This is a genomic window from Brachyspira pilosicoli (assembly GCF_019402445.1).
Lineage (GTDB): Bacteria > Spirochaetota > Brachyspiria > Brachyspirales > Brachyspiraceae > Brachyspira > Brachyspira pilosicoli_B.
In genome coordinates this window covers 1-475 of the sequence record NZ_SRZM01000408.1, presented here as the reverse complement: position 1 = coordinate 475, position 475 = coordinate 1, and the positions used below count along the sequence as shown (strand labels likewise).

Below are 475 nucleotides of genomic sequence, written 5' to 3'. Positions count from 1 at the left end.
ACAAAGGCAGGTATATCAAGACTTATATCTAAATATAATATAGATTTTTATTCTGATAGGGCATTAAGACCAGTTAGTAGTTTTGACGGCAGTGCTTTAAATATATCTGGATATAATAGTTCTCAATATACTGGTGATGACAATAGATTGGCTTATCATATGCTTCTTACTCCTAAGCAAGCTAGTGTTGATAGAACAGGGTTTCCTACAATACATTTGTGGATTGCTGAAGACGGCATGATTATTAGAATACTTGGAATATCTACCACCAATGTACCCGTAGAATATTTGTTTAAGTCTATTAGATATAATGTTCAATATGATAACAAGACATTTGTACCTGTTATACCTGAAGAGATGCAGGTTTTAAAAGATGGTTTAATATCAGGCAATTAAAAAAATTATAAGGATTTTAAATTATATGGAAACCATAGGACAAATATTAAAAAATGCTAGAGAAAAAAAAGGTCTTACC

The 475-nt window shown here is 30.5% G+C and carries 1 pseudogene; it reads left to right on the top strand.

The annotated features are described in order from the left end of the window. Positions 1-396, top strand: a pseudogene (locus tag E6A48_RS11435) (outer membrane lipoprotein carrier protein LolA); the annotation flags it as partial. Positions 397-475: the final 79 nt, after the last annotated feature.